Here is a 6,025-nt window from a genome sequence, read left to right as displayed (position 1 = left end):
ACGGCGACGACTCCGACGACGGCCACCACGCCAACCACGGCGACGACACCGACGACGGCCACGACGCCGACCACGGCGACGACTCCGACCACGGCCACCACGCCGACGACGGCCACGACTCCGACGACGGCCACGACGCCGACCACGGCCACGACGCCGACTACGGCCACGACGCCGACCACGGCGACGACCCCGACCACGGCGACGACGCCGACCACGGCGACGACTCCGACGACGGCCACGACTCCGACGACGGCCACGACGCCGACCACGGCGACGACGCCGACCACGGCGACGACTCCGACGACGGCCACGACTCCGACGACGGCCACCACGCCGACCACGGCGACGACACCGACGACGGCCACCACGCCGACGACGGCGACGACCCCAACGACCCCGACGACGGCCACGACGCCGACTACGCCAGTCACCACTGAGCCGCCGACCACGGCGACGACTCCGACGACGGCCACCACGCCGACCACGGCCACCACTCCGACCACGGCCACCACTCCGACCACGGCGACGACTCCGACCACGGCCACGACTCCGGTTACGACCGAGCCGCCGTCGATCAATGCCGAGGATCAGGTCGTCGATGAGGACGATTTGACTCCGGACGGCACGGATCAGGGCGATCCAACTACCGTGACGCGCGATATCGATGTCGATTTCGGATCGGCCGGCAGTGGCACGGTCGAACTGCGGGTGCCGCAGACCTTGCGCGATCTCCATCTGACGTCGCAGGGCGAGGAGCTGGATTACGCGGTCTCCGAGGACGGCAAGACCATCACCGGCACGGCGCCGGACGGGCGCACCATCTTCACCATCGGTTTGGAGGAGACGGGCGGAGCCTACTCGTACCGCTTCCACCTGGAGGACACGCTGGATCATCCGCTCGGCAGCGGCGAGAACCGTCACGACTTGCCCTTCGAGGTGGTCGCTACCACCTCTGCCGGCCAAGTTCTCTCCGATGGCTTCCAGGTCGGTGTGATTGATGACGTGCCGAAGGCCTATTGCGACACCGATACGGTGCGCAGTGCGCTTGGTAGCATTACCCAGGGCAACGTGATCGACGGCCTGGACCTGGACAACAGCCCGGGTGCCGCCCTGGTCACCGATACGGAAGGTGCCGACCGCGAAGCCGTGCTAACGGCCGTCCGCTTCGGTAGCGAGACCGTCAGCTTCGACGATCCGGCCGACGTCCATGTGGACGACCAGGGCCGCCAGTATCTGGAGATCGACGGCGACCACGGCCGCTTGCACATCTACCAGGACGGCAGCTACGCCTACCAAGTCACCGATCCGGATCTGGGCGACGGTCTGGGCGATACCACCACCATCGACATCAACAACTATGCCCGCGGCGACCTGGGCTTCCATCTGAGCGCCCGTACCTTCGATGCGCAGGGCAACTATGTGGACGGCCAAGTCAACCACTACTCCGGCAGTTGGGGCACCGGTTTCGGCGTCGAGGGTAACAAGGGCGGCATCGCTATCGGTGTCGACGAGGAAACCGGCTATGTCCCGGCCTACGGCAAGTCCGAGCAGCTGATCGTCAACTTCGACGACGACGTGGCGCAGGCCCAGGTGACCCTGGATGTCTTCTTCAACAACACGGTCGACCAGCGCGTCGAGGTCGGTGTCATCACCGCCTATCGCGACGGCCAGGTCGTGGGCACCACCACCTTCGCCGGGCAGGATCGCAACGGCGACCTGACGGTCAATCTGGACTTCGACGCCCCCTTCGACCGCTTGGTCTTCGAGGGAATGCCCTATCAAGGCGGCCAGGGCGGCATCGCGTCCGACAGCAGCGATTTCCTGGTGCGGGCCATCACCTATACCGAGATCGAGCCCACGGAGTTGCTGGACAAGTTCCTCTACACCATCGCCGACTACGATGGCGACACTTCGACGGCCTGCCTCAAGGTCAAGCTGAACGACGAGGACGGCATCGCCAGCACCGTCGCCTTCATGGATCGCCAGGAGTACGAGGACAGCATCGTTCAGCCGAACGTCCAGACCGACGTCAACGCGGATGGCACCTACGGCGACTTGGCTAGCGGCATCACCGTCTCGGTCGGCGACGCCATCGACCTCACGGGCGTGACCGGCGACGACGCGGTGACCCGTATCGTCCTCGGCGACCTGCCGGAAGGTGCAACCCTCAGCCTGGACGGGGCCCTCCTTTCGGCGGGTACCGACGGCGCGTTCGAACTCGCCGGCAGCCAGTTGCAGACATTCCTGGCCGACCAGACCAGCCTCGTGCTTACCCTGCCGCAGCATGTGGACGGGGATGCGGCGCTGGCCGTCAACGTCACGGTCACCGATACCTCCAGCGGCGAAAGCCAGGTCTTCGGCGGCACGGTCGACGTGATCGTCGACGCGGTGGCCGACAAGCCCTACAACCTGGACGGCGCTGCCGCCCTGGAAACCGGGGCCGGATTCGATATCCCGGCCATGGCGCACGACATCTCCAACATCGTACTCTACCTGCAGGATGCCGACGGCGACTTCCTGAAGGTCAAGATCGACTCCTTCCCCGGCGGCGAACGCGACCCGAACAACCTGGATCTCGACGGCTTCGTGGCGGACCGCTACGCCGGCTACGAGATGGTTGCCCTGACGGTCAAGGCGGGCCAGAACCACCCGGACGGCTACGGTCCGGGCGAGGGCGAGCTGTTCATCGTCAAGCCGTCGCTCAGCGAGGGCGACCTACCGACCGCCGACCATGCCGACCAGACCCACCTTTATGGCGCGGTGGCGGCCGAACTGACCGACGGGACCTTCGGTGAGGGCGCCTCGACGGTAACCATCGACGTCACTGCCCACTTCGCCGACTTCCAGGATGGCTCCGAGACCCATTACATCCTGGTCGAGGTTCCGTCCGGCTGGTCGGCCCCGGCGGGTGTGGAACTGGTCAACGGTTCCGATCTGCCCGAGGTTACCGACGGCAAGACCTTTGCCCGCATCCAGGTGGACAATGCCACCATCGCGGCCGGCAACGGCACGGCGACGGTTGCGGTCGAACTGACGCCGCCGGCCGCCGTCGAGGTGGGGACCCATACCTTCCAGGTCTACGCGGAGGCCTATGAGACCAGCGTCTCCGACACCGAACTGACCTTGGCCAACAACCGCGCCTTCACGCCGGGCGTGGTCGAACTGACCATCACGGAACCGCCGACCACCGAGCCGCCGACCACCGAGCCGCCGACCACGGAACCGGCGACCACGGAGCCGCCGGTGCAGGGCGCCACCGACTTCACGCTCTATACCAACCAGTACGGCGGTTACGTCGGCGTGGACGACGTGTTCTTCAACGCCTACACCTTCGGCCAGGACGGCGAGTGGACCTTCGTGATGCCGTCCGCCAATCCGGGCCAGAACGCCTACGTCTGGAAAGCCAACGAGGCCATTCCGGAAAATCCGAACACCATGTTCCACAACGTGAACAACTACCCGGTGTTCGAAATCCAGAACAAGGGCGCCAACTGGCACGGCCAGTTCGACTACACCATGCAGAAGGCCGACGGGACGCAGGATAGCGCCACCGTGGACTTCAATGAGCTCGAGCACGGCACCGTCAACGGCTATAAGATGCTGGATATTACCAGGCTCGCCGGTTACGACGCCGATGAGACTTACAATCTGGCCGGATGCTTCCAGAACGACCACATCATCGGTGGCGGCGGCGACGATATCATCTTCACCGGCTACGGCACCTACCACGACATCGCCGATGGCGGCGCCGGCAACGATATCATCGATGGCGGCGACAACAACATCAACACCATGTACGGCGGCACCGGCGACGACACCATCTTCGCTGGCGGCAACACCGATACCGTCTACGGCGGCGAAGGCAATGACAAGATCGACGCCGGCACCGGAAACGACACCGTCTACGGTGATGCAGGCGACGACAGCATCGTCGGTGGCGACGGGTCCGACAAGCTCTATGGCGGCACCGGCGACGATACCGTCGACGCCGGGACCGGCAGCGACAGCGCTTGGGGCGGTGATGGCGCCGACGTCCTGCGGGGCGGTGAAGGCAACGACAAGCTCTATGGCGATGCCGGCGGCGACACCCTCTACGACGATGCCGGCAAGGACACCGTCTATGGCGGTACGGGCGACGATACCCTGGTCGCCGGGGCCGGCAACGACAAGCTCTACGGCGAAGACGGCAGCGACGTGTTTGTCTTCGGTAGCGGCGACGGCACCGACATCGCTAGCGGTGGCACCGGCTGGACCGATACCATCCATCTGGAAGACGTTACCGGCGGTCCGGGCGGCGATGCGGGTTGGACGCTGGACGTCCAGGGCACCGTGCAGATTACCCAGACCGAGGATGGCTTGGTGTTCGGCAGCGAGGCTTCCGGTACCATCCGCCTGGACGACGGCAGCGAATTGACCTTCCAGGGCATCGAAAAGATCGAGTGGTAGGTTCCGAAGAAGGTACCCTAGAATCTGGCCGCCGGTCCTCGGGATCGGTGGCCTTTTTCTTGGCCGGTCGACAGTCAGGAGTTCTTGCGGCCGCGAGCGGTCTCGTAGAGAGCGACGGCGGCGGCGTTGGACAGGTTGAGGCTTTCCACCGCGCCCGACATGGGGATGCGGGCCAGCAGATCGCAGGACTCGCGCACCAGACGGCGCAGTCCGCCGCCCTCCGAACCCAGAACCAGGGCGACGCGGCCCGTCAGGTCGGCCTCGGCCAAAGAGCCCGGTGCACGGGCATCCAGGCCGACGCACCAGAAGCCGTTCGCCTTGAGTTCGTCCATGGCGCGGACCAGATTGGTCGCTTGCACCAGAGGCACCCGTTCCAGAGCGCCCGACGCGGCTTTGGCCAGGGCCGCGGTTTCATCGGGAGCGTGGCGGCTCTGGACGATCACGGCTCGCGCACCGAAGGCGGCGGCGGAACGCAGCACGGCGCCCACGTTGCGGGGATCGGTCGCCTGGTCGAGAACCACGGCCACACCGCCGGCCCCGTCGGCAAGCCCCTCCCAGGCGGCATCGACGCCGGTCTCAGGCAGCGGGGAGACGAGAAGCACGACGCCTTGGTGGACGGCACCCGGCGGCAGCAGGGCCTCAAGTTCGGGACGGGCACAGGTTTCCGCCGCTGGCCTCGGCACCATGGCCCGGGCCCCCGCGGCCGCAAGCCGGTCGAGGACCTCGTCGCCCGCCGCCTGGGCGACCAGAAGTCGGTGGCAGGGCCGCGCCGGATTGGCCAGCGCCGCCTCCACCGCGTGCATACCGTAGATCCAAAGCCTGCCGCCACCGGCCGGCGGCGGCAGGGGACGCCCGGAACGCCGGGGCGAATGGGCAGGGCGAGGGGGGGGGCGTCGGCTCATGCGGCCATCTCCGTACGGGGGTCGGCAACTGGACAACCGCCAGGGTGCCCCCTTCCGGGAATTCGTCAAGCCAAAATGCCGGGTAGGCCAGCCAATGGCCCAATCATCCTTGCCTCCTGGCTCCCGTCAGCCTGCACGGATTGGGACCCGGCCCATCATGTCGCCCATCGGCCGGGCCCGCCTGCCGTCCGTTGGGGCGATTTCAGGTTGACAATGGCAGGGAAATCTCCATATTCCGGTCCTTCCAATTCGCCCGGCATGCCGGGCCCGCGAACCGTTTCGGAGGGGTGCCCGAGCGGCTAAAGGGGACGGACTGTAAATCCGTTGGCGTACGCCTACGCTGGTTCGAATCCAGCCCCCTCCACCAATACGGCTTCGCGGGCGTCATGTACGGGGTGGGTGTGGAAGGTTTGCGGGTGTAGCTCAATGGTAGAGCAGAAGCCTTCCAAGCTTACGACGGGGGTTCGATTCCCCTCACCCGCTCCAAATTCTTAGGGTCGTCCGGCCTCGGTTCGAGGGGGATAGAGGTTCAGGTTTTCGGAAGAAAGAGCGGGCCATGGCTAAGGAAAAGTTCGAACGGAACAAGCCGCATTGCAACGTGGGTACGATCGGGCACGTTGACCACGGCAAGACGTCCCTGACGGCGGCCATCACGAAGGTGCTGGCGGAGACGG

At 66.2% G+C, this 6,025-nt stretch carries 4 protein-coding genes and 2 tRNA genes; 5 read left to right on the top strand and 1 reads right to left on the bottom strand.

Annotated features, from left to right (window positions below; translation table 11 throughout):
* The coding region (locus H7841_17570; protein ID MEO5338671.1) for a hypothetical protein at positions 1-440 on the top strand (440 nt) is incomplete at its 5' end.
* 211 nt (positions 441-651) lie between these two features.
* Complete coding sequence (locus H7841_17565) at positions 652-4,449, top strand: hypothetical protein (protein ID MEO5338670.1); 3,798 nt, start codon at positions 652-654, stop codon at positions 4,447-4,449.
* A 74-nt stretch (positions 4,450-4,523) separates the two neighbouring features.
* Here the strand turns inward: H7841_17565 and rlmB are convergent, their stop codons facing one another.
* The gene (gene rlmB / locus H7841_17560; GenBank protein MEO5338669.1) at positions 4,524-5,351 is read right to left on the bottom strand and encodes a 23S rRNA (guanosine(2251)-2'-O)-methyltransferase RlmB; all 828 of its coding nucleotides are present in this window, start codon (positions 5,349-5,351) and stop codon (positions 4,524-4,526) included.
* 281 nt (positions 5,352-5,632) lie between these two features.
* Between rlmB and H7841_17555 the strand changes: the two genes are divergently transcribed.
* The 3 genes from H7841_17555 to H7841_17545 form a co-directional block, all read left to right on the top strand.
* Positions 5,633-5,718, top strand: a tRNA-Tyr gene (locus H7841_17555).
* A gap of 45 nt (positions 5,719-5,763) precedes the next feature.
* A tRNA-Gly gene (locus tag H7841_17550) sits at positions 5,764-5,837 on the top strand.
* Between the two features lie 70 nt (positions 5,838-5,907).
* A partial coding sequence (locus tag H7841_17545) for a GTP-binding protein (protein MEO5338668.1) occupies positions 5,908-6,025 on the top strand: 118 nt, incomplete at its 3' end.

The sequence above is a fragment of the Magnetospirillum sp. WYHS-4 genome (assembly GCA_039908345.1).
Lineage (GTDB): Bacteria > Pseudomonadota > Alphaproteobacteria > Rhodospirillales > GLO-3 > JAMOBD01.
Note: the sequence above shows the minus strand (reverse complement) of the source record. Positions and strands in the feature narration are given on the sequence as shown.